At 48.4% G+C, this 26,335-nt stretch carries 22 protein-coding genes; 5 read left to right on the top strand and 17 right to left on the bottom strand.

Features of this window, described 5'->3' with window-relative positions:
* Positions 1-19 precede the first annotated feature (19 nt).
* On the top strand, positions 20-748 hold the full coding sequence (locus P400_RS0114415; protein ID WP_026826860.1) for a GntR family transcriptional regulator: 729 nt from the start codon (positions 20-22) through the stop codon (positions 746-748).
* 500 nt (positions 749-1,248) lie between these two features.
* Here P400_RS0114415 and P400_RS0114420 read toward each other — a convergent pair whose 3' ends face one another.
* The 4 genes from P400_RS0114420 to P400_RS0114435 all read right to left on the bottom strand — a co-directional run bounded on the left by P400_RS0114420 (position 1,249) and on the right by P400_RS0114435 (position 5,889).
* Positions 1,249-2,352 carry an LCP family protein gene (locus P400_RS0114420; protein ID WP_026826861.1) on the bottom strand — a complete coding sequence of 368 codons (1,104 nt, stop codon included), beginning with the start codon at positions 2,350-2,352 and terminating at the stop codon, positions 1,249-1,251.
* 150 nt (positions 2,353-2,502) lie between these two features.
* On the bottom strand, positions 2,503-3,267 hold the full coding sequence (nagB, locus tag P400_RS0114425) for a glucosamine-6-phosphate deaminase (protein ID WP_026826862.1): 765 nt from the start codon (positions 3,265-3,267) through the stop codon (positions 2,503-2,505).
* Positions 3,264-4,412 carry an N-acetylglucosamine-6-phosphate deacetylase gene (gene nagA / locus P400_RS0114430; protein ID WP_026826863.1) on the bottom strand — a complete coding sequence of 383 codons (1,149 nt, stop codon included), beginning with the start codon at positions 4,410-4,412 and terminating at the stop codon, positions 3,264-3,266. Before nagA ends, nagB begins: the two co-directional genes overlap by 4 nt.
* Before the next feature lie 118 nt (positions 4,413-4,530).
* Positions 4,531-5,889: an MATE family efflux transporter gene (locus tag P400_RS0114435; protein ID WP_026826864.1), complete on the bottom strand. Its 1,359-nt coding sequence runs from the start codon at positions 5,887-5,889 to the stop codon at positions 4,531-4,533.
* Between the two features lie 38 nt (positions 5,890-5,927).
* Between P400_RS0114435 and P400_RS0114440 the strand changes: the two genes are divergently transcribed.
* Entirely contained in the window at positions 5,928-6,701 is a 774-nt protein-coding gene (locus P400_RS0114440) for a CHAD domain-containing protein (protein WP_026826865.1), read from the top strand.
* Here P400_RS0114440 and glsA read toward each other — a convergent pair.
* The gene (gene glsA / locus P400_RS0114445) at positions 6,698-7,639 is read right to left on the bottom strand and encodes a glutaminase A (RefSeq protein WP_026826866.1); all 942 of its coding nucleotides are present in this window, start codon (positions 7,637-7,639) and stop codon (positions 6,698-6,700) included. The genes P400_RS0114440 and glsA overlap by 4 nt on opposite strands.
* Before the next feature lie 48 nt (positions 7,640-7,687).
* A complete protein-coding gene (locus P400_RS15850) occupies positions 7,688-7,810 on the bottom strand; it encodes a hypothetical protein (RefSeq protein WP_268745955.1) in 123 nt (40 codons plus the stop codon).
* Between the two features lie 157 nt (positions 7,811-7,967).
* Between P400_RS15850 and hemG the strand changes: the two genes are divergently transcribed.
* The 3 genes from hemG (at position 7,968) to P400_RS0114465 (ending at position 10,786) form a co-directional block, all read left to right on the top strand.
* A complete protein-coding gene (gene hemG / locus P400_RS0114455) occupies positions 7,968-9,332 on the top strand; it encodes a protoporphyrinogen oxidase (protein ID WP_026826867.1) in 1,365 nt (454 codons plus the stop codon).
* On the top strand, positions 9,329-10,411 hold the full coding sequence (locus tag P400_RS0114460) for a TIGR04053 family radical SAM/SPASM domain-containing protein (RefSeq protein ID WP_026826868.1): 1,083 nt from the start codon (positions 9,329-9,331) through the stop codon (positions 10,409-10,411). Before hemG ends, P400_RS0114460 begins: the two co-directional genes overlap by 4 nt.
* A gap of 72 nt (positions 10,412-10,483) precedes the next feature.
* On the top strand, positions 10,484-10,786 hold the full coding sequence (locus P400_RS0114465; RefSeq protein WP_026826869.1) for a hypothetical protein: 303 nt from the start codon (positions 10,484-10,486) through the stop codon (positions 10,784-10,786).
* Positions 10,787-10,818: 32 nt separating this feature from the next.
* Here the strand turns inward: P400_RS0114465 and clpB are convergent, their stop codons facing one another.
* The 11 genes from clpB to P400_RS0114525 all read right to left on the bottom strand — a co-directional run bounded on the left by clpB (position 10,819) and on the right by P400_RS0114525 (position 26,267).
* On the bottom strand, positions 10,819-13,410 hold the full coding sequence (gene clpB, locus P400_RS0114470; RefSeq protein ID WP_026826870.1) for an ATP-dependent chaperone ClpB: 2,592 nt from the start codon (positions 13,408-13,410) through the stop codon (positions 10,819-10,821).
* 19 nt (positions 13,411-13,429) lie between these two features.
* Positions 13,430-14,299 (bottom strand): DnaJ C-terminal domain-containing protein, encoded by an 870-nt coding sequence (locus P400_RS0114475; RefSeq protein WP_026826871.1) that lies wholly within the window; start codon positions 14,297-14,299, stop codon positions 13,430-13,432.
* A gap of 139 nt (positions 14,300-14,438) precedes the next feature.
* Complete coding sequence (locus tag P400_RS0114480) at positions 14,439-15,611, bottom strand: CamS family sex pheromone protein (RefSeq protein WP_026826872.1); 1,173 nt, start codon at positions 15,609-15,611, stop codon at positions 14,439-14,441.
* A gap of 130 nt (positions 15,612-15,741) precedes the next feature.
* On the bottom strand, positions 15,742-17,214 hold the full coding sequence (locus tag P400_RS0114485) for an LPXTG cell wall anchor domain-containing protein (RefSeq protein ID WP_026826873.1): 1,473 nt from the start codon (positions 17,212-17,214) through the stop codon (positions 15,742-15,744).
* A gap of 243 nt (positions 17,215-17,457) precedes the next feature.
* Positions 17,458-19,452, bottom strand: coding sequence for an NAD-dependent DNA ligase LigA (gene ligA / locus P400_RS15240; protein WP_034771249.1), 1,995 nt, complete (start codon positions 19,450-19,452; stop codon positions 17,458-17,460).
* A 9-nt stretch (positions 19,453-19,461) separates the two neighbouring features.
* Entirely contained in the window at positions 19,462-21,678 is a 2,217-nt protein-coding gene (pcrA, locus tag P400_RS0114500; protein WP_026826874.1) for a DNA helicase PcrA, read from the bottom strand.
* Between the two features lie 38 nt (positions 21,679-21,716).
* Positions 21,717-22,397 carry a heptaprenylglyceryl phosphate synthase gene (gene pcrB, locus P400_RS0114505; protein WP_026826875.1) on the bottom strand — a complete coding sequence of 227 codons (681 nt, stop codon included), beginning with the start codon at positions 22,395-22,397 and terminating at the stop codon, positions 21,717-21,719.
* Between the two features lie 90 nt (positions 22,398-22,487).
* A complete protein-coding gene (locus tag P400_RS0114510) occupies positions 22,488-22,721 on the bottom strand; it encodes a hypothetical protein (RefSeq protein ID WP_026826876.1) in 234 nt (77 codons plus the stop codon).
* A 12-nt stretch (positions 22,722-22,733) separates the two neighbouring features.
* The gene (locus P400_RS0114515; RefSeq protein ID WP_026826877.1) at positions 22,734-24,116 is read right to left on the bottom strand and encodes a TrkH family potassium uptake protein; all 1,383 of its coding nucleotides are present in this window, start codon (positions 24,114-24,116) and stop codon (positions 22,734-22,736) included.
* Positions 24,117-24,151: 35 nt separating this feature from the next.
* Complete coding sequence (locus P400_RS0114520) at positions 24,152-24,457, bottom strand: YerC/YecD family TrpR-related protein (protein WP_026826878.1); 306 nt, start codon at positions 24,455-24,457, stop codon at positions 24,152-24,154.
* Between the two features lie 67 nt (positions 24,458-24,524).
* The gene (locus tag P400_RS0114525; protein ID WP_034771251.1) at positions 24,525-26,267 is read right to left on the bottom strand and encodes an adenine deaminase C-terminal domain-containing protein; all 1,743 of its coding nucleotides are present in this window, start codon (positions 26,265-26,267) and stop codon (positions 24,525-24,527) included.
* Positions 26,268-26,335 lie beyond the last annotated feature (68 nt).

Genomic DNA, 26,335 nt, shown 5'->3' on the forward strand with positions numbered 1-26,335 from the left:
CAGTCAGGAGCGAAATGATATGTTAGAAATTGATAAACAATCTCCGTTACCTATTTATTATCAAATTGAAGCGTACTTAAAGCAACAAATTGATGACGGATTGTTAAAACCAGGAGACACCCTGCCTTCAGAGCGTGAATTTTCCGAGCAATTTCATGTCAGTCGAATGACAATTCGTCAAGCGATTATGAATCTCGTCAACGCCGGTTATTTGAGCCGTCAAAAAGGACGGGGCACCTTTGTCGCGAGTCAAAAGATTGCGATGACATTATCCGGACTGACGAGTTTTTCTGAAGAAATCAAACATCGAGGCATGCGCCCGCTCAGTCGTCTCTTATCGTACGAGGTCATTCCGGCAACGGATCTCATCGCGCAGCAACTGAGCATCCCAAATCAGACACCTGTTTATGAAATGAAGCGGCTACGACTCGCAGATGACAATCCGCTTGCGCTCGAGACCGCCTATATCCCAGTCCATTTATTGCCGGATTTGACGCAAGATGACGCCACGGGCTCTATTTATGCGTACGCCGAACAACGTGGACTACGTCTGAAGAATGCCACGCAGACACTCGAAGCTCGAAGCGCCGGTCCTGAAGAAGCCAAGCTCCTCACTATCTCTCCGAACGCTCCGGTACTGTTGATTGACCAGCGAACGTATCTCGATGATGGCGGCATGTTTGAATATAGTCGTTCCCTTTTCCGTGGAGACTCGTACTCTTTGACCGTCGCCATGGATCGCATATAACGCACGAAACAGAAATACGATTTTCTACCCTCTTTTCGACTCATATTGGAGCTAAACAATCTTATTCTACGTATATAGATGTTAAAGGGGGGGAGGACATTGCATAAGGTAATCGATATCATGAAATATCGAAAAATCGCATTACTTTGTTTATTTATCTCGATTCCAATTAGTCTGATCAATATCCTTATAGGCTCGACATGGTTGGCGATTTTAGGAGCATCTTCATTTGTAATCTTCCTCGTCATATCCCTCACTTTATGGAAATGTCCACAGTGTAAAAGACGACTCCCATTACGATTTGACCATGACACTGATGTGGAGGATGTATATCGCTGTCCTTACTGTGATACCAAATTTTTGAGTGGGAAAATCATCGACTAAATCATTTTTCGAGAAATCCCACACAAAAAAGCGGTCTGACCTGAAATACATTGCCACATAAAAAACGCTCAGAAAATGAATTCTGAGCGCGTTTTGCATTTTTCGTAAGTTAAACTTTATTGAGCTTCGTACGTTACCCCGTTCGGGTCTAACGTGTAAGACTCAAGTTCTGTATCTGACATCGGCTCGACACGGTTACCCGCATCCGCTTGTTGCACGCGATAACGCACTTCTTCAAGAAGCGGCTCATTCAAGAAATAGTAGAAGTGACCGTCATCTGCTCGGGCACCTTCACCTGTCAGTTGATATTGTACCGTATCGTGCAATGCCCCGACATCTTCAATCAAACGCATATAGTCATTTGGTCCAAGCGTTGTCTGCATATTGTCCCCAACGGCTTTCAGGACCTTATCATAGTTGTTAAGGAGTGAAGTGCCGAGTGATTGTTCGAGCACGGCATTGATTACTTCCATTTGACGTTGTCCACGTCCAATGTCTCCACGGGGATCGTCATATCGGTTTCGGACATAGGCAAGTGCCTCTTCGCCAGAAAGCTGTTGAAGTCCCTGTTCGATTTGGACCGTTTCACGTGATGCATCATAGCTGTTTTGTTGTGAAGAGAACGGGACATCAATTTCAACGCCACCTACGGCATCAATGAAATCGACAAACCCTTGGAAGTTTAACGAAACGACATGATCGATTTCTACGCCGACCAAATCTTCAATCGTATTCGTCGCCATCCGCATCCCATTATTTGGATTCGTTTCATCCATCGAACCAAAGTAATAAGCGTGTGTAATCTTATCTTGGTCAAGTCCCGTCTTTCCATAAGGGATGTTGTAGCCCGTGTAGTCGATATTGACATACGAATCGCGCGGAACGCTGAGCATCGTCGTCTGTTTTTCTTTCTTGTTCAAGATAACAACAATCATAACGTCCGAGCGTCCGAATTCTCCACGTGCTTTCTTTTGTGGCGAAAGGTCTGTCCCTAAAATCAAGAACGACTCCGTATCTTCTTTGTCAAAACGAGTCGGTTCGACTGTCGGGTCGTCCTCTAGCGTGACTTGGGTGCCGGACAACATATTGTGAGCTTTATAAAACGCTGTACCGTAAATGCTAGATCCAGCAATAATCGCAATCAGCACAAGGGCACTAAATATCTTATAAAACGCAGACGGACCTTTTCGCTGTCTACGAGTATGTGTTCTAGAATTCATCGCGGTCTCCTTCGAGTCAAAATAATGAGCTTCACTCATTATAGAGGAAAGTGTCAAATTTGTCGAAAACGTTTTGATGACAAATTCATTTCTTTACACTTTCCCACAGTTGAACACAGAAAAACCCGCGGAGATGATTCCGCAGGTTCGTTAATCCCGAATGGTGAAAAATCGTGTTGCTGCTTCTCGTCCACGGGCTTGAAGAGCATCTGCGCAGCGCGATGCCGCCGCTTCGTCGAGTACGACTGTCACACCTGGATGCGCTTGAAGGATTGTGGCCGGCCAGTCGACTGTCGGAACACTTTCAATCATGTGCTGTACCGCTTCCGCCTTCCGCTCACCTATAGCCACAAGGACGATTTCACGGGCATTCATAATCGTGTCGAGTCCCATCGTGATCGCATGAGTCGGTACGTCTTCAAGGCGGTCAAAAAAGCGACGATTGGCTTCACGGGTCGATTCCGTGAGCTCGGTCACGTGTGTCTTGGCATCGAGTGCCGTCCCCGGTTCATTGAATGCGATGTGTCCATTCTCGCCAATCCCGAGAAGTTGTAAGTCGACACCGAGCGTTCGGACGAGCCCTTCATAGCGCGCCGCCTCCGCTTCTGGGTCCGACGCATCACCTTTTGGAAGATGACTTTGTTTGAATGGCACTTCATCAAAGAGGCGATCTTTCATAAAGCGATTGTAGCTTTGAGGATGTTCGGGTGATAGTCCGATATATTCATCCAAATTGACGCTCGTCACGTGGCTACAATCGAGCGCGTCCTGCTTAAACATCTGATACATCCCGACTGGTGTGCTACCGGTTGCGAGACCGAGTACGAAGTCATGTTTCCCTGAAATCCGTTCTTTAATTAGCGTGTAGGCGATTCGTTCCGCATCGTTCGCCGTCTTTGCGACTAGTACGTTCATCCTTGTTCCTCCCGTTCATATACGATCTTACCTTTGACAAAAGTCATCTGAACATGTGTCGCGCGATTCCATACGACTAGGTCTGCATCAAACCCCGATTTGATGTCCCCTTTTGTCGTCAATCCGAATTCTTTGGCTGCATTCGTCGCGGTCATTTTGACCGCCTCTTCCACTGTACACCCGGTATATGCTTGGATATTCCGGAATGCAGCATCCATCGTCAACACACTGCCCGCAAGATTCCCGGCTTGAAGTCGCGCAGCCCCATCCTCGACTTTGACCGGTTGACCGCCGAGTTCATACTGTCCGTCCGGAAGTCCCTTCGCTCGCATCGCATCCGTGATGACGACGAGTTCATCTGGTCCTTTTAAACGGAACGCAAAGTCAACCATCTCTGGACGGCTGTGAATGCCGTCCGGAATAATTTCCGCGATGACACCTTTCTCTAATAGACAATATCCGACCGTACCTGGTTCGCGGTGATGCAATCCACGCATTTGGTTATACAGGTGTGTCCCGTGTTTGATGCCCGCCTGTTTGTTCTCTTCAAATGTCGCGCTCGTATGACCGGCTGAACCGATTGTACTTGATTCGCGAAGTGCCGCTTCAAATGCACGGGCACCCGGCCGTTCCGGTGCATACGTGACAAGGCGAATATGCCCACCCGCAAGCTCTTGCCACTTCCGAAACTGCTCGGCATCCGGATCGATAATATATTCCGCCGGTTGTGCCCCAGCCATCTCCACATTGACGAAAGGACCTTCCAAGTGAATCCCGATGAGTGTCGTATCCTGCGCTTCAATTACGTTTCGGACTGCCGTCAATGCATGCTCAATCGCCTCTTTTGATTGTGTGATTGTCGTCGCGAAAAAAGAAGTGACACCTTCTTGTAGCATGTGTTCACTCAATCGACGAAGTCGTGATTCATCCGCGTCCATCGTATCGACTTCATACCCCCCGTGGATATGAACATCGATCAAACCTGGTGTCACGAGCGCCCCCGCGACATCAATCACGTGCTCATCCTGTTGTTCAAACTGTTCCATCGATCCAACCTCATCAATCGTTTGACCATTCCATCTGATATATCCACGTTCCCATGTTTGCTCCGCTGACACGATACGAGCATTGATCAATGTCGCCATCGGTTCACCACTCCTTTTTGTTTTCCTCCATGTTATCATAACTAATAAAAGTATAGTTGTATAGACCAATTTATAATAAATAAAAGATTGTTCACAATTGCGAACAACCTTTGCATCATTACGTCGATTCGAGCGTCCCGTAGCGTCGAACAATCCATACGAGTCGGAGAAATAATAAGACCGCTCCGGCTGCGAGCCCGGCAATCAAGCCAATCCAATACCCATCCGGACCAAACCCAGCATGTTCCGTCAAGACATAACCAAGAGGTAAGCCGATGACCCAATAGGCAACGAGCGAGAGAAGCAGCGTGATATTGACGTCCTTGAATCCTCGTAAAATCCCTTGAATCGGTGCCGCGACTGCATCTGATAACTGGAAGAACACGGCGAAAATCATGAAGTGGGCAGCGAGGTCCACGACCGTCGGATCATTCGTATAAATGGCTGCGACCCGCTCGTTTTGCCAAAACAACAAGGCACCAGAGAAGATGGAGACACCTAGACAAAGCGAAATTCCGATTTTCGCATATCGAACGGCGTCCTGTAATCGTTTCGCACCGAGTTCGTATCCGACGACAATCGTCAACGCGCTCGATGCCGACAACGGGAGCATGTACACGAACGAAGCGAAGTTAATGGCGGCTTGGTGTGCCGCGACGATTTGGTCACCGTATGAGCTGAGCAATAGCGTGACTGCTGCAAAGATGCTGACCTCGGCGAAGATTGCTAGCCCGATTGGTGTCCCGAGTTGCAATAACTCTTTTTGTCTGAGCCAGACGATACGCTCAGTCGTCCGTAAAAACTTGTATTCTCGGAACGGCTTCCCGTTTCTCACGAAGAACAAGGCCATGAAAAAGAGCAACCAGTAGGTGATGCTCGAGGCAATTCCCGCTCCGACGCCGCCATATGCCGGAACACCAAGTTTCCCGAAAATGAAGATGTAATTTAATCCGACATTAATGGGTAACCCTAATAGTATGAGGATCATTGAAACTCTCGTCTTGCCGAGCGCATCCATGAGCGTGCGAAGCACGTTGAACAGAAACATCGGCAAGACACCGAAACCAAGAGCAAGTAAGTATTGGGTTGCAATCCGCTTCCCTTCCGTACTGAGCCCCATTCCCTCGATTGCAATTGGCACGAGGAACGAGCCTAATGTCAACGTGATGACACTTAGTATGACGGCTAGATAGATGCCTTGGAACAGCGTCCGTTGAATCTGTTGTCGGTCCCGTGCACCAAGTGCTTGCGATACGATTGGCGCCACGGCCAATAGGATGCCACTGAGTCCGGTGTAGACCGGCATCCAAAGACTTGAACCAACACCGACACCTGCCAAGTCGACCGCTCCGGCACGTCCAGACATGACGGTATCAAAAAAGCTAATCAAATAAAAAGACACTTGCGTGACTAAAATTGGAAAGAAAATCGTAAAGAACAGTTTTGTTTTTTCGTTTAATGAATGTGTTTGGTACATGGACAACCCTCATCTCTTTTCAGAAAGGAAATAATATCATGAATCAACGGCATGCAGAAAAATTAAAATTTGAGCTGTTAGAAACGTGGAATACGTTTAATCATTACGTGACCGAGGCCCTCACTTTCACCAATTCGGAGGACATTCATCGCGCCCGCGTTCATTTACGAAAGCTGATCACATTCATGCAAATCTATGAGACAAAACCTGCGACGTTCCGGCAACTCAAACAGTTGATGGAAGTACTCGGACATGTACGAGACCTCGATGTACTGATTGAAAACTTTGAGTCACAGAATGAACTCGATGCATTGTTTCTTCAAGTGGTCGAGAAGCAACGCGCCATCGAACGAACCATTCTCTCGACACGCGTCAGTGAAAAAATGACGCCTTCGCTCGATCAACAAATTCGCCGTTTCATCGGTGGGCCGTTACTTCGTGCGTTTAAAAAAATGAACGCCTCTCCAATGTTAGAAAAGGCGAAAGAAGAACGTAACCAACGAATCCATATTTATCATGAGCAACCGGACAGAAATGAACAAGTTGAAGCACTCCATAAAGTTCGTTTAGCCGTCAAGCGTGAACGTTATTTACATGAGTATTTGTTGAACTATGAAACAGATGCCTCCATGGATACCGTCCGCACGTTAAAGAGGATGCAAACTGAGCTCGGTGAGATGAACGACCATGACCAACTGTTAAAGCGTTGGCGGACCTTCAAGCCACCTGAAGATTTGCAGTCTGTGTATGATGCAAAAATCGAAACGTTACAAGAAGAGTTAGACACGTCAGTGGAACATTTATCGATTTAGCGCGAGGTATACCGTTCAATCAATAGTTCTAACAGTTTCATACCTGCGATTGAATTCCCTTTCGAATCAAGCGCCGGACCAAAGATTCCAAACCCGACATTACTCAAATCCAGTTCATGGTTACCGACTGCTAAAATCGCACCCGAGACTCCGCTCTTACCGGGAAGACCGACTCGAACAGCGAACTCGCCCGATGCATCATACATGCCACATGTTGTCATAATCGCTTTGACAATTCGAACGACCCGACGTGGAATTAATTCTTCGCCCGTATTCGGGTCTTCTCCGTTCCCCGCAAAGACACGTCCGATTCGTGCCAAGTCAAAGCAGTCAATCTCGATGGCACATTGTTTCGTATAGACATCAATAATCTCATCTACCTCACCATCTACAATTCCATGGTGGCGCATGAAATAAAGGAGTGCACGATTCAAATCGGTCGTCTCGTATTCAGAGCGGGCGACTTTTTCATCGTACGTAATATCCTCTACCGGTCGATTTAACAGCCTCCCTAAAAATTGACGGAACTGATAAATTTTCAGGTCAGCCGTTTCCCCTAAAATCATACTCGTCACCGCTAGCGCCCCTGCATTAATCATTGGGTTCAACGGTTTAGACGGAACTGTCTCCTCGAGCTTGGCAATCGAATTAAATGCATCTCCCGTCGGCTCCATCCCGACTTTCGAAAACACATAGTCTTCTCCAAATTCCATTAAAACATAACAGAGTGTCAATGCTTTCGAGACACTTTGAATCGTAAACTTGTGATGAACGTCCCCCGCATGAATATACGTCCCGTCCGGCAAACAAATCGCCACCCCTAGTAAATCGTTTTTCACATGCGCCAGTTCAGGGATGTAGTCAGCTACTTTCCCTTGAGCCGTGTACGGACGACATTCATCGATCAAGTGGTTCAACTGTTGTTCGAGTACATTCATTTAATCACCTCATGTTCCATCAAATTTCAACCGGGTCATCTTATCACATTACCCATCAGGCGGTCCATCTTCTTTATACCAGTCTTCGTCCGCCCAAATCATCGGTTGGTCTTCCTCGTCGCCCGTCAGCTTTTCACCATGTCGATTCATCATCACAATAAAGCCAGCCACACTTATCACCACAAAAGCCGAAATGACTATAAAGGAAACCATTTCATCGTCCCCTTTCGAATTCGTGACAAATTTGTCTAGAACTCCGTGACACTTATCCTATGTCTCCGTCAACATTCTCGGTACCGTTAATACGACAACAACTTTACAGAAATGGGTGAATCGATTGAATCACATCGCAATTATCGGAGGCGGCATCACCGGACTCGCCGCGGCATATTACGCCAAAGAAACTGGTGCCCACGTCACAATGTTCGAGGCGCAAGATCGTCTCGGTGGAAAAATTAAAACCATTTATCAAGATGGCTTCACATTAGAGACCGGACCGGATGGCTATATGGCACGAAAACCGACCTTGACTTCGCTCATCACCGATCTTGGTCTCGAGGACCAGCTCGTCCGTTCCAAAACCGGTACTTCCTATATTTATGTGCGCGGAAAGCTGAGACAGATGCCAGCCGGATCGGTCATGGGTATCCCAACTAAATTTTGGCCAATGGTCAAAACAGATCTCTTTACATGGAGAGGAAAGCTTCGCGCAGGATTCGATCTCGTGATTCCACGTGTATATAAAGAAGAGGATATCTCGCTCGACCGTTTCTTTCGAACAAGACTCGGTTCAGAAGTCGTTGATACGATGATTGAGCCGCTTCTGTCCGGGATTTATAACGGGACACTCGAAGATATGAGCATCGAGTCTACTTTTCCTCAGTTTATCACGATTGAACAAAAAACTCGCAGTCTGATTCTCGGGATGAAAGCTCTCACACCTCCTGTCCAGGCTGGTGTGAAACCGGCCGAGACCGGAAAATTTTTGTCGATTGATCAAGGACTTGGTGCGCTCGTCGAGGCACTACGCCCTTCGATTGACCGTCTCATATTAAATACCGTCGTTCAGTCCGTCCGCCCCCATGAAGTCACATTGTCTAACGGTACGGTCGAACAATTTGACGGCATCATCATCGCTACATCTCCTCATGCACTCGGTCCGTTGCTCGGTTTTCCTGAAGCCGAACGGTTATCTGAATTAAAACGGACATCCTCGATGACCGTACTCGCCGCCTTCGACGAGTCAGAGGTTGATGCTTTAGACGGAACTGGCTATGTCATCGCTAAGTCAGAAGGGAGCGCTTTGACCGCATGCAGCTGGATGCATAAGAAGTGGCCGCACTTGGCACCTAAGAATAAAGCGTTGCTCCGCATGTATATCGGTTCTGAACATGTACCTTCTTTATTACATGAAGACGATGACACCATTGCATCATTTGCTTTGAACGAACTTCGCCGTATTCAAAAAGTCGGGACACCTCTCTTCACGAAAGTTGAACGGCATATTCAAACGATGCCGCAATATGAGGTCGGACATAAACAGGACGTCCGTGCGTTCGAAGAAGCGCTAGCGAAGTGGGACGGTGTCGAAGCTTGCGGCGCCATCCTCCACGGCGTCGGATTACCGGACTGCGTTGATTCCGCCAAACGGGCGGTCGAAAAACTACATCTCAAGCAGGCGGTGATGGTATGAAGCACACCGACTATGACGAAAACCCATTCATCGTGATTTGGGAAGTGACACGTGCCTGTGCGCTCTCCTGTGTTCATTGCCGAGCCGAGGCACAGTTTCACCGATATGAAAATGAGCTCGACACAGAAGAAGGCAAAGCGCTCATTCGAGAGATTCAGGCGATGAACAACCCGATTCTCGTCTTCACAGGAGGGGATCCGCTCATGCGTGAAGACTTGTTCGAGTTGACCGAGTATGCCTCTTCTCTCGGAATGCGTGTCTCGATGACGCCTTCTGCCACACCTCGCGTCACTCATGATGCCGTGAAACGGGCAAAAGCGGCCGGTCTGTCTCGTTGGGCGTTCTCCCTCGACGGACCGGATGCAGAGACTCACGACTATTTTAGAGGAACGAGAGGCAGTTTTGACCGTACCATTCGTGGGATTTCCTATTTTCGGGAAGAAGGGATGTCCTTTCAAATCAATACAACGGTGACCGAATACAACGTCGATCGATTACCGGAAATGGCGAAACTCGTAGAGTCACTCGGTGTGTCGGTTTGGACACTTTTCTTCCTCGTACCGACAGGACGAGGTTCGTTGCTACAACCCATTTCACCCGAGCGGCATGAGGAAGTATTGAAGTGGGCGTTCTCACTTCAAGAAACGGCACCGTTTATCATCTCAACGACGGAAGCCCAGTTCTATCGCCGGGTGGCGCGTCAAGAAAATCAGCGGCGAAAAAGAAAAGGACTTCCTCCAATCGGACATCCTCATGATGATTTAGCGAAAGCACCTAAAGGAACGAATGACGGGAACGGGTTTGTCTTCATCTCGCACACAGGAGACGTTCAGCCGTCTGGATTTTTACCAATCCCCTGCGGGAACGTCCGAACGACACCTCTTGCGGACATTTATCGTCACCATCCGACGTTCAAGGCGTTACGCGACCCGGATACCCATCATGGGAAATGCGGGTATTGTGAATATCGCTATCTTTGCGGGGGATCACGGGCCCGAGCATACGCGGTCACAGGCGACTATAAAGAAGCAGAACCATACTGCATCTATCAACCAGAGCGCCCGCTCGTGTCACAATAATGATTTCCATTTATCCCCTCTTTGTGTAAGATTGGATTATACAAATCTGACGACGAGAAGGGGAATGTGTACGTGCAGTCTTTACCGATTGACGGATTGTTCTATATCGGGTTAGTAGCGATTTTTGGTACGACGTTTCTTCTTGGATTTTTGGTGAAACAGTGGACGAAAGATGGATTCATAGGGTTTATGGTTCTACTCGTTTCAAGTCTCGGACTATTTTTTTGGTTATTGCTCTGGTTCCAGGAAGCGACACGCTCCATCTTTATGGGAACGATGCCGTGGGTCTTCAACTTATTCTTCGGGACTGTGCTCTATCTTATCTTTTTAGGCACCAGCTATCTCATTTTGAAACGACAACGCCGACACACATAAAAAGAGGAATCCAAATTGGACTCCTCTTTTCCTTATGCCTTCACCGTCGAGGGACGTAACGTCAACATTCCGTTTTCGACATTGATGACGACCCTCTGACCGTCTTCGACATCTCCTGCTAGGATGCTGCGGGCAAGTTTCGTTTCAATGGTCCGTTGTACATAACGGTTGATTGGACGGGCACCGAATTGAGGCTCATACGCCTCGTCAGCGACAAACGTTTTCGCCGCATCTGTGATCTCGATATGAATCGAGCGTGTTGTAAGCCGTTCACTCATCCGTCCGACCGCCTTCTCGACAATTTGACCGATTTGATCTTTCGTTAGTGGATGGAACAGAATCGTTTCATCCACCCGGTTCAAGAACTCTGGACGGAAGTGACGGCGGAGCTTCTCGATCACTTGACGCTCCTCGTCCTCGTCAATGACCCCATCTTTCGCTGCCTCGAGCAGAATATCTGCCCCGATATTTGACGTCATGATGACAATCGTGTTTTTGAAGTCAACGATTCGACCGTGCGAATCTGTCAATCGCCCGTCATCGAGCAGTTGTAGCAAGATGTTAAAGACATCTGGATGTGCCTTCTCAACCTCATCGAGTAAGAGCACCGAGTAAGGGTTACGACGAACCGCTTCTGTCAACTGACCGCCTTCCTCATAGCCGACGTATCCAGGAGGGGCACCGACAAGACGAGACACGGCGTGTTTTTCCATATATTCACTCATGTCGAGTCGAACGATATGGTCTTCTGAATCGAACATCGCTTCCGCGAGCGCCTTCCCGAGCTCGGTCTTCCCGACGCCCGTCGGTCCGAGGAAGAGAAATGAACCGATTGGACGGTTTGGATCTTTGATTCCTGCACGGGCACGAATGACTGCATCACTGACTAGTCGAATCGCATCGTCTTGACCGAAGACACGTTTGTGCAAGACCGTTTCTAAATTGAGAAGCTTATCCCGCTCTCCTTCTGTTAGTTTCGTCACCGGAATACCGGTCCATTTCGAGACGACTTCGGCGATTTCTTCTTCCGTCACTTCTTCTCGCACGAGTTCGCGCGTCACGGATCCCGCCAACTGTTCCGCTTCCTCAAGTTCTCGCTCGAGTTCTGGGATGCGTCCATACTTCAACTCGGAGGCCCGGTTTAAGTCATAGCGACTCTCTGCTTCCTGTAACTCGAGACGTACCTTCTCAAGGTCTCCACGGATTTGTTGCACGCGGTGTGTCGATTCTTTCTCATTTTCCCAACGGAGACGTAGCGAATCTGATTGTTCCCGGAGCGAAGCTAACTCTTGTTGGAGTGCTTCGAGTCGTTTCATCGAAGCTGCGTCGCTCTCTTTTTTGAGTGCAGCCTCTTCAATTTCAAGTTGCATGACACGACGAACCAACTCGTCAAGCTCCGCCGGCATCGATTCCATTTCTGTCCGAATCATCGCACATGACTCGTCGACGAGATCGATGGCCTTGTCCGGCATGAAGCGGTCGGTGATATAACGGTTTGACAGAACCGCTGCCGCGACGAGCGCGTTGTCGTGGATGCGTACACCGTGGTGAATCTCAAAGCGTTCTTTTAATCCGCGCAAGATGGAGACCGTATCCTCGACGTCCGGTTCAGCAACAAGTACTTGTTGGAAGCGACGCTCGAGCGCCGGGTCCTTTTCGATATATTGGCGATACTCGTCTAGTGTCGTCGCACCGATACAATGAAGTTCACCTCGAGCGAGCATCGGTTTTAACATGTTACCGGCATCCATCGAACCTTCCGACTTTCCTGCACCGACAATCGTATGCAGTTCATCAATGAAGAGAATAATCGTACCTTCTGCTTCCTTCACTTCGGATAAGACAGCTTGAAGACGTTCCTCAAACTCGCCACGGTATTTCGCACCGGCGACAAGTGAACTCATATCGAGACTGAAAATCGTCTTATCTTTCAAACTTTCCGGTACGTCGCCTCGAACGATTCGTTGGGCGAGTCCTTCGACGATTGCCGTCTTCCCGACACCCGGTTCCCCGATGAGAACTGGATTGTTTTTCGTCTTCCGACTCAAAATCCGGATGACACGACGAATCTCGCTATCACGTCCGATGACCGGGTCAATTTTTCCTGTCTTCACTTCCTGAATGAGGTCGCGTCCATATTTCGTCAACACATCGTACGTCGCTTCGGGCGACTTCGATGTGATACGACGGTTCCCACGCACGGCGACGAGCGCCTCACGAAGATGTTCTTCCGTGATGCCTTGTCGCTCGAGCATCGCCTGCGCTTGACTGTTGTTCAATAAAATACCAAGAAGAATATGTTCGACCGATACGTACTCATCATTCATTCCGGTCGCTTCCCGTTCGGCCGTCGTCAAGACATTTAATAAGGAAGCCGAAATCATCGGTGTCGTTGGATTTTGAAGTTTTGGCGCATTTTTCAAAGATAGCGCGACTTCTCCTTCAATCTCAGACACATTGATTTCCATTTTTTGAAACAATAATGGCGCAATCCCATCCGTCTGTGAAATCATGGACGCCAACACGTGCCATTCATTGATTTCACTATGATGATATTGTTTCGCCAACGCTTGTGAACTGACTATACATTCATGTGCTTTGTCTGTAAATCGATTAAAGTCCATCACGACTCCTCCTTATCCATCAACGTTCAATTTGTTCATAAACAGAACGGTAAGCATCATCAAGCGGCAGATCGACCTCGAGTTGCACGTACAAATCCGACCGTACCTTCGAACCGGTCATAACACCGCGACCCGGAATCCTCATCCGTTGCCCCGGACGACTTCCCGGCTTCACTTTCAGCTTCACTCGCCCTCCGTCGAGCGTCGCAATAATGACGCTCGCTCCGTCTAAAAATTCGAGCGGCCGCAACCGCTTCACGGTCACGATATGCTCCCCTTCACGACGATACGTATCATCATCTGTGAAATGTAGTTCGACATACACGTCTCCTCGGTTACCGGATTGTCCTACCCGACTTCCTTTTCCTTTCAACCGTAACTTCTGCCCTTCATAGGCACCTTGTGGAATCTTGACGTTCACAGTACCTGTCTGAAGACGAAGACTCATTTTCGAGTCTTTTGTAAGCTGGCTGAGCGGGATATTGATCCGAACGGATTCATCTAGATCCTCCTCGACTGCTTGGTCAAAGAAACTGCCGAACATATCTTCAAACCCGAATGTGCGGGAAGTCGTTCGAGACCCACCGCCAAATTGTCGGAATAAATCTTCGAACTGGGCCGATCCTTCCCCGTAAGTTTCTCCGCCACCGCCGAATCCTTGTCCAAACGAAGGCCCATCCGGACTCCCATATCGATCATAATTTGCCTTTTTCTCCGGGTCGCTCAACACGTCAAACGCTTCTTGAATCGACTTGAACCGATCTTGTGCGCCAGAATCTTTATTGACGTCCGGATGGTATTGTTTCGCCAACTTCCGATATGCACGCTTAATCTCTTGCTCCGACGCTCCTTTTGAGACACCGAGCTCATCATAATAGTTTTTAGCCATATGGATTCACCTCACCTATCCCTTTCCCGTTTCTGTTAACTCTATTCTACTCAATTGGTCAAATAAGGTCAAAGATTATCCTTTCACTTTTCATACGAAAAAAAAGAGAGATTCGTTTCAAAAAACGAACCTCTCTCACTTAGAAGTATACTTTAGGACTATCCATACCGTCCTCAAACACAATCGTTACTTCATGGGCTCCACCGAGTGAGGTCACGTTGATTCGGACCGGTACGTTTCGGCTGTATTCCCATCGATTCTCAAGTAAGCCGACAACGTGTTGCGTGAATCCGACGAGTTCGGCACGGCTATAGAATTGGATTGGGATATCGACCTCAAGTCGTGATAAATCTCCATTCTGATAGAAACCCTTCCCAATCATCCCACTGTAGTCTGGGAAGAGATCGGCGATCCGGTCACTGAAGAGCGTAAACTTTTGAGCATCCTCACGCACCTCATTTGTCGCTGTAGCCGATGGGAAGTAGTAATATTTCTCATCGATGGCTTTCCAATCACTTGATGTGACTTCATCTTTCGTTCCGATGTATGCGGATTTGATGTAGTTTCCCGGAGTCGGTGAGCCTTGTGTCGACTTCATGTAAAGTGCAATGTTGATGTCTATTTCTTTAAAGTCTTCCCGTTTTCGTAACTGGTTGACGAGTTCGTTCGCCATCCGTTCGCCTTCTGTGACCACTTTCTTCTGATCGAGCTTGACCGTATATGTCGGTCCATAGTTCGGTGCCTGGAAGATGTACTCACGATTTAAAATAAGTGCGAACGACACACCGCCTAATTGATAACCGCTGTCCTTTTTCGTCATGTAATTCTGTTCCACGATTGAAGCCAGATAAAGTGGTGATTTTTTATTTGCCTCGACAAATTTGTCATCCTCGACTTCAGCCTTCCCATCTGCATACGCCGGGTTTAAAGGCGTTAGTCCGTCTTTACTACCACCTTTTCGTCCAAGCAAACGCGAAACGTCTTCTGCGTTCAGAAGTTGGCCTTCTTGATAGGCGAATTTGTCTGGGGCGAACGCATCCGTCGAATGGCGCATAAGGCCAAGTTCGACTTCTTCAAGCTCTAATGACGAACTGACTTGACGCTGGGCAAGTCCTCTCGCTGCTGCCGCCTTGAATGGAATCACCATCTGATAGTATGAATCACGCGCTTCAATCGCTTGCGTAACACCTTCAGCTGCCGTTTCTTCCCCGGTCGGTGTCGCCTCTTCCTCACCCATCGGTATTTTCATTGAACATCCACTTAACAACAGCGCAGAGGCGATTGTCGGGACGACGAGTTGTTTCCATTTCATCTATGTGTAGCTCCTTTGAACATCGTTTCCTATTTCACTTTGTCCATTATAACAAAATCGTTCCATGAAAAAAGTATCGAAGCGGAATCAGAACAAATCCCTTCTCGCATATACAAGAAGGGATTTCGATTTATGGTTTGGTTGACGGGTGTTTGCGACGAATCAACAAGAGAAGTCCGGAGGCAAAAAGTAGTGTACCGACCATGGCATGCCACGCGTCATCCGCTTCGCCTGTCATCGGTAGTAAATCTTGCGCGTACGTGTCAGACTCATCAACGTGTTCGACTGGTGGCGCTCCACTCTCCTGAACGACGATTTTCACGACGGATACATCCTCTGTCTTCACTTCTTGCTGCTGTTTCTTAGACTCTTGTTTCGGTTCTTCTTCTTTTGACGGGACGGCTTGCTTCACTCCCACCGGTACGTCGACGGATCGTGCGACTCCTACATCTTCATTTACGTGAAAGGTGAACGTCGCACGTTGAATCAATTTAGCCCCGGCTCTCACATCATAGGATGGGAGGAGCGGGAGTTCAAAAGAGAACGTCACTTCTTCTTCCGGACCGAACCCGTCTAGGAAGGTAGGAATCGCTTCGACTTCCTCCCTGAATCGTCTATTCGCCATGTTTCGCTCTTCTTCTGTCAAAGCACCGTTCGGCCATGTAAGCATAGCGTCAGATAAGAACAAAGTGATTTTCGAGGTGTTGGTGATCGTATACGTGTATCGAACGGGTTCTCCCGGTTGTACGGTCGCCTTCTCACTCGTAGCACTCACTGTAAAATCAGGTTGTTGCAAGAGGATAATTTGCTGACTTTCTGATGTGACGATTCGATCGAATTCATCCACTCCTGTCACCTGAAAGACACTGCCAATCTCAGGATGAACGCTGAACGAATAATCCGTCGGAATCTCTAAGACGTCTGTCACTTCCACCTGTTCACCAGGAAGGAGTCCGTCATCCCCCATCAATTCATTCAAACGGTCAAAAACACGTTGATTGAACGATTCGACTGATAATTGTTCTAGATTCCCACTGAAATACTCATGGGACATATTTGTCACCGTCAACGGTGTGTCTCCTGTATTTTCAACGATAAACGTATAGGAAAGTTCACCCCCGACAACAGCTTGGTCGACCCCAGCAATGTTCACCGCCTCGATTGAAAGTACCGGGAGCATCGGTTCAGACTCCGGTTCTTCTGCTACCGGTTCCGGTTCAATGGTCGAGGTCACTTCCGGTTCTTCGACTACAGATGGCTCTTCTACTTCAACAGGATACAAGTCCGAAATGATATTCGGAGAAAACGTATAAGGGACACCTTCCGCATCATAGAGCGTGATGACGTCAATCAACGAATCATCGACCGACTCCGCATCAATCACGAATCGCCAAATGTCAGCTGATTCACGTACCCCATAAAACGTGATGCCTTCATAAACTAAACTTGATTCGTATAATGTTTCCATTTCCTCGTCCGTCAAATCCACTTGAATATAACGAAACGTTGTTGTATCAGCATGTACGACATGGACGGTAATCAATGTTGAAAGGAACATGAGAATAGTAAATACGGCAACGAAGCGCTGGATGTTGTGTGTCATGATGTTAGTCCCTCCTCTAAGGTGAAAACAGGCGCACGAATCGACTTCGTCCTGAATGGAGACTTTCATCACGTAGAGGAATGAGAGGGATATGTGTGTGAAAGTCCTGATGTCTAAGGGTTCTCTCGCAAAAATATATTAACATTTTGATTTAGTTAATCTATACCCCTCGAACGCTTGTGCGAACCTGCTCAATCCCATTTATTTCCGAAAAAACAAAAAACGTTCGCCGAAGCGAACGTCTTACGCCTGTTCGTTTATAAAGTCGAGCAGCTTAGCCTCATCCCATACTTCGATTCCGAGGGATTCGGCTTTCGCCAGTTTCGAACCTGCCTTTTCACCGGCAACGAGTAAATCTGTGTTTTTGCTCACACTTCCTGTCACACTCGCACCGAAAAGTTCAAGCTGCTTCCCAGCTTCGCCACGTGTCATCTCATGTAATTTCCCCGTCAATACGACCGTCTTACCAGATAAAGGAGCACCTTCGGTCGTCGGACGTTTCGTCCCTTTGAACGATAGGTTCACACCCGATTCCGCCAATTCTTTGACGAGTTCACGTGCTTCTGGTTTTTCAAAGTAGAGGACAATCGACTCGGCCATCTTCGTCCCGATGCCATCAATCGACGTCAGTTCTTCGACCGTCGCCTTGATAATCGCTTCCATCGTCTCAAATCGTTCTGCAATCAAAGAGGCTGCCTTTTGACCGACGAGACGAATGCCGAGGGCGAAGAGCACACGTTCGAGCGAATTTTGTTTCGACTGTTCAATCGCCGAGAGTAGGTTCGTCACCGACGTCTCCCCCATGCGCTCGAGCGCAAGTAAATCGTCTCGGTTCAGGCGATACAAGTCGGCCACGTTATGGACGAGGTCCGCCTCATGGAGTTGCGTGATCACCTTCTCACCGAGTCCGTCGATATTCATCGCCTGCCGTGAGACGAAATGAATGAGTCCTTCGAGCAATTGGGCCGGACACTCCGGGTTGACGCAGCGATGATCGGCCTCACCTTCAAGGCGAATCAGTTCGGATTCACATGCTGGACAATGGGTCGGAAATTCAATCACTCGTTCATCTCCGCTCCGTTCACTCGCAATTGCTGAGACAACGGCCGGAATGACGTCTCCAGCCTTTTTGATGACGACCCGATCACCGATATGAAGATCTTTTTCCTTTATAAAATCTTCATTGTGAAGTGTCGCATACGTCACCGTCGACCCTGCTACAGATACTGGAGAAAAACGTGCCCGCGGTGTGACTTTCCCCGTACGACCGACACTGAAATCGACGTCTTCGATTGTCGTCACGACTTCTTCTGCCGGGAACTTATAGGCGACGGCCCAACGTGGACTTTTCGCTGTGAAGCCGAGTTGTTCCTGTTCTTCGTACCCTGCGACTTTAATGACAATCCCATCGATTTCATACGGGAGTTCGCCACGTTTCGTCACGTACGTTTCAATATAATCCCATAGTTCATCGGCCGTTTTGCACGTCGTGTAGTCTCCGCTCACAGCGACTCCGAGTCGTTTCAAATAATCGAGCGACTCGTCATGCGACGCGACGAGATCGTCTTGCGACACCAAACCGTACGCAAAAAATGCCAAGTTTCGAGATGCTGCTATTTTCGAATCGAGTTGCCGGAGTGAACCGGCCGCTGCGTTTCTCGGGTTTGCGAACAATGGCTCACCGACCCGTTCCCGTTCATCATTCAACTGTTCGAACGAACGCTTCGGCATATACGCCTCACCTCGGACCTCAAACGTTGCGTCCTCTTTCAGGCGAAGTGGGATCGAACGAATCGTCTTCAAGTTTTGTGTGATATCTTCACCTGTCGTTCCGTCCCCTCGCGTCGCGCCTCGCACGAGACGACCATTCTCATATTTTAAAGAGACGGCGAGTCCATCAAACTTCAGTTCAGCCACGAAGGTCGGTGTATAACCGAGGTCCTTCTCGATTCGTTCCACCCATTCCACGAGTTCCTCTTTCGAGAATACATTGCCGAGTGAGAGCATCGGTGTATCGTGGGTCACTTTGACGAAGGCGTCAAGAGGCGCCCCTCCGACGCGTTGTGTCGGAGAATCCGGTGTCCGTAGTTCAGGGTAGTCTGTCTCGATTTGAATCAATTCGTTCATCAGGCGATCATACTCCGAGTCTGGGACGCTCGGACGGTCGAGCACGTAATACTCGTATCCGTATTGATTTAACGTTTTACGCAATTCTTCTACGCGTTCTGCCATCTCCATATTCTCACCTCACGCTTTTTCAATCGGGGCAAATTTGGCCAACAAACGCTTAATCCCGACTTCAGGGAACGCGATGTCGACTTCGACTTGATCGCCTTCACCACGCGTCTGGACGACCGTCCCTTGCCCCCATTTTTTATGATTCGCTTTGTCACCAACTTGCCATCCGAGCGTTTCGGCACCAGACGATTGGGCGAGCTTTGGCTTCGGTTTCGAACTAAAACCGTTCACTGGCAACTTCCCAGGTGATTCGACAGGGTTCCATGGCATTGGTTTTCTTGCCTTTCCGGACCGTTCTAACAACGTTTCCGGTAATTCATGCAGGAACCTTGATTCCGGGTTGTTTTGGAATCGGCCGTACAGCATCCTAGACTGTGCACGTGTCAAATAGAGACGCTTCTCGGCACGCGTTATGCCGACATATGCAAGACGCCGCTCTTCTTCCATTTCCTCTTCGTCGTTCAATGCCCGACTATGCGGGAACAGCCCCTCTTCCATTCCAATCAGGAAGACGACCGGGAACTCGAGTCCCTTCGCCGAATGCAGCGTCATCAACGTGACTTGATGCGATTCATCGACTTCATCAAGTGAATCCAAATCGGACACGAGCGTCAAATCGGTGAGGAAGGCGACCACTGTCTGTTCATCACTTTCTTTCTCGAAATTTTGAGCCACTGACAGGAATTCTTGTAAGTTCTCAAGTCGGCTTTCCGCTTCGAGCGTTTTCTCAATTTTGAGCATGTCTTCATAGCCGGTCTTCTTCAATATTTCTTCGACGAGTTCTGAAATCGAGAGATAGTCAGCCATTTGCCGTAAGTCCATCATCATTTGACGGAAGTCCGCAAGTTTCGTCGCCGTGCGTGGCGCAATCCCTGATAATTCGATGTCACGAATCGCATCCATAAGCGAAACACCCTGCATATCTGCAAAGTCACCTAACTTATCGACTGTGGCGGCCCCAATGCCTCGTTTTGGTTCGTTGACGACACGAACGAATGAGATATCTTCGTCCGGGTTGGCAATCAAACGCAAATAAGCCAAAACATCCTTAATTTCTTTACGTTCATAGAATTTTGTTCCGCCGACCATTTTGTACGGGATATTGGACTTGAGGAGCATCTCCTCGAGACCACGAGACTGGGCGTTCGTCCGGTAAAGGACTGCCATCTGGCCGTAGTCCATCCCTTCCATCTTCAGCTCTTTCATCTGATTCATGATGAAGAACGCTTCGTCGCGATCATCTGAAGCGACGTGCAGCAAGAGCTTCTCCCCTTCGTCGTTTTCCGTCCACAAATTCTTGTCTTTACGCGAAGCGTTGTTCTTGATGACGCCATTCGCTGCTTCCAAAATCCGTTTCGTCGAACGATAGTTTTGTTCGAGTAAGATGACACGGGCACTCGGGTAGTCTTTTTCAAACGTCAAGATGTTGGCGATATCGGCACCGCGCCAACGATAGATGGACTGATCCGAGTCCCCGACGACACACAAGTTCTCATGTGCCTGCGCAAGGAGTTTGACGAGCGTATATTGGGCACGGTTCGTATCCTGATACTCGTCGACATGGATGTATTTGAACTTCTTTTGATAGAACGCCAACACGTCTGGCGCTTCTTGGAATAAGTGAATCGTCTTCATAATCAAGTCATCGAAGTCGAGCACGTTATTTTGTTTCAACTTTTTCTCATAAGCCGTATAGACATCTGAGATGATGCGCTCATACGGATTATTTCCGACAAGGGCGGCTGCATCTTTCGCCGTACGCAATTCGTTTTTATGGTTCGAAATCATCCCGAGTAATGTACGTGGCTCATACTTCTTCGGATCGAGGTTCAATTCTTTGAGTACTTGTTTGATCGCCGTCAACTGGTCTGAGGCATCTAGAATGGAAAAGCTCCGCTCATAGCGGATACGGTCGATATCCCGTCGTAAAATACGGACACACATGGAGTGGAATGTGGAAATCCAAATGTCTTCCGCGACTCCACCGACAAGACGCGCAATCCGGTCTTTCATTTCTCGTGCAGCCTTGTTCGTGAACGTGATGGCCAAAATGTTCCAAGGCGCCACTTGCTTGGCCGCCATCAAATAAGCGACACGATGTGTTAAGACACGAGTTTTTCCCGATCCGGCACCCGCCATGATCAAAAGTGGACCATCGGTATGTTTGACGGCTTCTGCCTGTTCCGGGTTCATACCTTTGACTAATTCTTCGCTAAGGTTATACATAATCGTTTCCTTCCTTGTTCCAAACGTTTGTTCTTATTTTATCGGAGTGCTCGCACAGTCGCAAGTGCTCCTGCTAAGTCTTCGTAAATGATATTGCCGACGACGATCGTGTCGGCATGTGCACCCATCAAACGGGCCGAGTCTTCCCCGTCGATGCCACCTCCGTAGAAAAGGTGCGCTTTCGGGAGCGCCAATCGAATTTCTTTTACGACATCGAGGTCTCCGAGCCGTCCGCTATATTCGATATAGAGTGAGGGGAGGTGGAATAAGTGATGACCTGTTTCAGCATACGCCACGGCCTCTTCTAGCGACAAGTCACACTTCGACTCTGTCACTTCAGCGACTTTTGCGTCCGCGTTTAAGACGAGATAGCCTTGGGCCGTGACATGACGTGGATCAAAAAAATGACCATATCGTTCAAACGCCCGAGCCTGGTGTCCGATGATCCATTCTGGAGTTCCTGCATTGAGCACGGTCGGTACGAAGTAATGATCAAATCCGTGGATGACTTGACTCGGATGACTGATTTCGAGCGCGACAGGTATTCCGGCATCTCGGACTCTCGCATAGATTGCAAATGTATTCTCTGCATCGACCCCGTCCGTCCCGCCAATCAAAAAGGCGTCGGTTCCCGAATGAATGAGCGCACGGAGCGCTTCATCCGTGAGGGGTTTATTCGGATCTAATTTAAACACATGGCGCCATGACAGAAATTTCAACTTGTTCCCTCCCAACGAATCCTTCTCTAGTGTATCGATTTTTCTTATCACTTGCATCTCCTCAATATAAAAAAGACTTGCCGAAGCAAGTCACGAACGTGCCGTACGATTCTGTTCCCGATCCGTCAGCCATTTTGCAATAAGCAGTGCAAATAAACCATATACCGGGACAAACCAGAGCGGATTCGCTAAAAAGAATCCGAGCACTGGAATGTCGAGTAACGGGGAGTCCGGCGAACAGAGTGCCGTTCCATTGACGACCGCGATGAACGGCAGTACTGGAACGATAAAGACATATCCAAAGTTAATCCAAAAAGCTTTCATATGACAATCTCCTTATCCTAAGATAATCGATTCTTTCGGATAGTTATACATCCGCTTCGGCTGTCTCCGTTGCAAGATGAGAATGAAGGCGATGACACCGATTCGACCGATGAACATGAGAACCGTCAGCACCCATTTTCCAACGTTACTAAATTCAGAAGATAAACCGACAGACAGTCCTGTCGTTCCGAACGCCGAACATGCCTCGAATAAGATTCGTGTCAATGAGGCATCTTCAAAGTAAGCCATGACCATGACCCCAGACAATAGGACGGCGAGCGAAACGGTAATGATGACGAACGCTTTCCAAATGTCTTCAAGAACGATCTCACGACCGAAAATTTTAATTGACGAGTCTCCACGAATAAACGCGACGACCCCGAGAACAGCCACGGCAAACGTTGTTGTTCGAATCCCGCCACCGACAGACGATGGTGAGGCTCCGATGAACATAAGAATCGACAATAACAGCATGCTCGCTTCCGAGAACAAGTTGACGTCGACTGTCGATAATCCACCGTTACGTGTCGTCACGGACTGGAACAACGAATCTGAGAACGCAAGCCATAACGGCAAATCTTTGAAGGCATTGTTGTACTCGAAGAAGAACAATCCGACCGTCCCGACGGCAATCAAGATAAAGAATGTCGTGACCGTCAATTTGGTGAACAATGAGAACCGACTCGGGAACGTATGACGCTTCCGTGTGATTCGGCTCACCAAGTATGTCCGAATCTCAACGAGTACCGGGAATCCGATGGCACCACCTGTCATAAGCGCAATTTGCGTGAAGATGACAAACGGGTCTTCACGGAACGGCGCGAGCGAACTCCCGGTAATATCAAATCCGGCGTTCGTCGTCGCACTGACGGATCCGAATAAGCCTTGTAAGAAGGCTTCTCCGGCGGTATCAAAATAATTTAAGTAATGGACCCCGAGTAAGACGGCACCGACCGCCTCAATGGCAATAACGGTGATGACGATTTCTGTGATGTATTTGACAATACCAGACATCGATGTCTGGTTTTGGTCACGTAAAATCAGTTGTCGCTCCCGGAACCCGATCCGCTTCCCAAGCAAAATCCACATGATGACGTGCAGACTGATCAACCCGACACCACTCACCTGGACGATGAATAAAATAATAAATAAGCCGAACGTGGAGAAGGTATCGGTGACCACGATTGGCGTTAGCCCAGTGACACTGACACAACTCACCGCAAAGAAGACAAGATCAGTAAACGTGATCGTCACACCGGGTTTATGGGCAATCGGTAAGGCGAGGAGCAAAACTGATAAAATCGCTGCCGCACTATAAATTAACACGAGTGTTTGAACCGGTGTTAAATTTCGAAAGAACAATTGTAAGTTCCGTTTCATGAATTTCTGTTGCATCTCGCCCCTCCCCTCCATCAAAAACAAGATGACTCTTAAGAGTCACCTTTTGTTTGTTGTAGACGTTCAAGAGCGAGGTCGTATCCGCCTGTCCCATAGTTCAAGCATCGCTTCACACGTGAAATCGTGGCCGTCGAGGCGCCTGTCGCGTCCTCAATTTTATGATACGTGTTTCCTTCACGTATTTGCCGCGCCACTTCCAGTCGTTGCGCAAGTGCTTGAATTTCATTGACAGTCGCTAAATCTTCGAATAATTGATAACAGTCTTCGAGCGTATCGAGCTTCAAAATTGCCTCAAACAATTGATCAAGCTCTCGACCTCTTAATTTATCGAGTTGCATCCGCAAGCATCCTCTCTACTCATACTTCTTTACTATTCTAAAGCAGGGGCGCCTTGGACTCAACTATTCATCGCAAAATCGCAGGAAATAGTACTTGTTTTTTCATGACTTCGTAAATGCCGAGCGGTGTTGCGCGAACATACGGCAAGTGTGTGGATGCTAAAAACAGTAATGTATAAATCGGATCCTCAAACTGATAACCCCTTGCCACGAGCTCCTCGCGTAGCTGTTTCTCTTGACCGATGAGAGTGTCGAGTGGTTCCGTCGAGGTCATTCCACAGAGCGGTAATGGAATCTCGGCAACGATTTTCCCTTTATCGACAAGCACGATACCTCCTCCGAGTTCTTTCATCCGTTCGAACGCCTGCAACATGTCTTGTTTACATTTACCTAAAATCAAATAGTCCCCGCTGATTGAATACGAACTGACAAGTCCCCCGAAATCTCGGGCAAATCCTTTCAGCACCGTGTTCAATCGCCATTTCCCTTCTTTATCAAGCAACATGAGGAACGATTCGTCTCCATCACGCGGTAATTCGTCTTGACCCGTGTCATGCGTAATTTTAAACAGTTTCATGATGACCGAGTTGACCATGTCGAGTCCGACTGGCATGCTAAATGACAAATCTTGTGGCGTCAGCTCGATAGAAACGTCTGTCGATGGCATCTTGTCAAGAACCGCTTCCACTAATTCGTTCGGGAATAACGATACGCCATCACGATAAATCCACTGACCTTTCGCGATGACTGCTGTCGGTCGGGGCTCCTCGATTGTATCGAGGATATTCAAGTGGGCGATGCGTCCCGGGGCAATAGAGCCTAGAATGTGATCGAGGTCAAAATGACGCGCTACGTTGTGAGAAACGATCCGGTACGCCTCAACGGCCGGTAGTCCTTCTTCTATCAAAATTTGGACGAGGGCGTCTTGCATGCCGTCTTCATAAAAGCCTGGTGTCGAACCGTCCGTCGTCACCATGAGGTGATCGAACGCCGTCAATCCGTTCGCCAATAGGTCACGAATCATCCCCGGCAAGTCCGGTCGGATGGAAGAATGGCGAAGCGTTGTTGTATAACCTAATTCAAGTCGATTGAGCGCCTCTTCTGCCGTCATTGCCTCATGGTCGCTGTGCACTCCCATCAACGCCATTTTAGTCAATGTCTTGGGCGACGCTCCCGGGAAGTGGCCTTCGACCGGCAGTCCGCACGTCTCGGCATCGAGCATCCATTGGAGCATCTCATCATCGCCCTTCATTGCGCGTGGCCATGCCGTCAGTTCACCTGCCATCACGACATCCGGATGATTAAACCACTCATGGATACGTTCTGAGTCGACAGCGACACTCTCCCGATCAAGTTCGGTTTGTGTGTCAAGTCTTGCCCACCAATACGTACTCGTCGGCAGCTGCTGAATCGCTTCTAACTGCGCAAACGCTTGCTCTTTTTCTTGTAAAAAAAGCAGCATGTTGTCATTAACGAGAGTCGTCGTTCCGCGTTCCCCAGCATATTTTGACAACGTCGCCGGATTGTACAATTGGAATGGATGAGCGTGTGGTTCGATATAACCAGGCACAATATATTTCCCTGACACATCGACCGTCTCGACTGCTGATTCCGGTAAGTCTGGACCGACATAAACGATACGATCTCCTTCAATCCAGATGTTCGCAGTTTTCCATTGTTTCACGTATACGTTCAAATACGTCGCATTTTTTAAGACGAGCGAAGGTGGCCGTACTCGATCAACGACTTCGATTTGTGAACGAATCATCACTTTAGACCACGGTGCCCGCGCCGTTCTTTTTATTGGCATCGAACCCAATCCTCCCTTTTCTCTTTCAATGCTATTAAAAAATAGTTTTGAAAGCGTTTTCTTCACCT

Origin of the sequence: Exiguobacterium marinum DSM 16307, assembly GCF_000620845.1 — a bacterium.
GTDB lineage: Bacteria > Bacillota > Bacilli > Exiguobacteriales > Exiguobacteriaceae > Exiguobacterium > Exiguobacterium marinum.